This is a genomic window from Caballeronia telluris (genome assembly GCF_001544495.1).
Taxonomy (GTDB): domain Bacteria; phylum Pseudomonadota; class Gammaproteobacteria; order Burkholderiales; family Burkholderiaceae; genus Caballeronia; species Caballeronia telluris.
Window position 1 is genome coordinate 1 of record NZ_FCNZ02000121.1, and the last position, 1,521, is coordinate 1,521.

General features: G+C 59.0%; 1 protein-coding gene. It reads left to right on the plus strand.

What is annotated here, in order from left to right; all coding sequences use genetic code 11:
- Positions 1-17: 17 nt before the first annotated feature.
- Entirely contained in the window at positions 18-1,454 is a 1,437-nt protein-coding gene (locus AWB66_RS32475) for an IS5 family transposase (RefSeq protein WP_235021361.1), read from the plus strand.
- The last annotated feature ends 67 nt before the right edge of the window (positions 1,455-1,521 follow it).

Genomic DNA, 1,521 nt, shown 5'->3' on the forward strand with positions numbered 1-1,521 from the left:
GGGAGTGAGAAGCGCCGATGAGCACACCGGATTTCTTCCGCAGCCGCCTGGACGCGATGATCGATTTGCGGCATCCGCTGGCGGTACTGGCCAACCGGATGCCATGGAGGTCGATAGAAGCGACCTTGACACCGATCTTCGAGCGACGTGCTCGCGAAGGCCGGACGAGCGAGGAGACTGATCTTTTTGGCACGGCGCCCAAGCTGGCGGGTGCGGGCCTTAGCGCGGCCGGACGTCCGCGCCTGTCGATCCGGCTGATGGTCGGGCTGCTCTATCTGAAGCACGCCTACAACGAAAGTGACGAATCGGTTTGTGAGCGCTGGGCACAAGACGTGTATTTCCAGTTTTTCTGCGGCGAGGAGTATTTTCAACCGCACATGCCGTGCGATCCGACCAACCTCGTGCGCTTTCGGCAGGCGCTGGGCGAAGCTGGTGTCGAGGAGTTGCTCGCGACGACAATTGCAGCGGCCGTGGAAATGAAAGCAGTGAGGCCGGCCGAGTTCGAGCGCGTGATTGTCGATACGACGGTCCAACAAAAAGCGATTGCCTATCCGACTGACGGCCGTTTGCTGGAGATTGCACGAGGCAAACTCGCAAGGCTCGCGCAACGTGCCGGACTGGCACTGAAGCAAACATACGAGCGAGAGGGGAAACAATTGCGTCGCCGCGCCGGTGGCTATGCGCATGCGAAGCAGTTCAAGCGACTGCGCCGGGTGCTCAAGCGTCAGCGCACGATCCTCGGACGATTGCTGCGCGACATCGAGAGAAAGTTACCGAACGCATCCACTGAGCAACAGGCATCCTTAAGCATCTGGCTTGAGCGCGCCTGGCGTATCTGCCGCCAGCGAGAGAAAGATAAGCACAAGCTCTATGCGCTTCATGCGCCAGAAGTGGAGTGCATCTCAAAAGGCAAGGCTCGCCCGCCGTATGAGTTTGGCGTCAAGGTGAGCCTCGCAATCACGGAGAAGCAAGGCCTGATTGTCGGTGCACACTCGTTTGTGGGCAGCCCCTATGACGGGCATACTCTGTCCGGACAACTTGAACAAACGTCCATCCTGCTTCAGGATCTGCCGGGCGTGTCAAAGCCGAAGACCGTTCTGGCGGACCTCGGGTATCGCGGTGTGGATGCCGATCTCGCGCTAGTACAGTTGATTCACCGAGGTAAACACAAGTCGCTAAGCAGTACACAACGACGATGGCTGAAGTGCCGGCAAGCGATAGAACCGATCATCGGGCATGTGAAGGAGGACCACGGCATGCAGCGTTGCTGGCTCAAAGGGCAAACCGGTGACGCCTTACATGCGGTGCTATGCGCGGTGGGCTATAACCTTCGCTGGTTGCTGCGCGCTATTGTTCGCCTGGGGCTTGCGCCCGTGTTTTTTGTTCTCGAGTGGCTGCGCAGCCTCCACAACGCCTCGCGAGGAACCTTGCTCGCACTTCCTACAACTGCCTGAGTTCGAAAAGTACAAGGCCACCTGATGAACGCCCCGAGGCGTCCACGAACAAAACCCAATTTTGCAG

What these genes read in the sequence shown, in the direction of transcription:
- AWB66_RS32475 (WP_235021361.1), top strand. Translation starts at nt 18, where the DNA reads ATGAGCACACCGGATTTCTTCCGCAGCCGCCTGGACGCGATGATCGAT.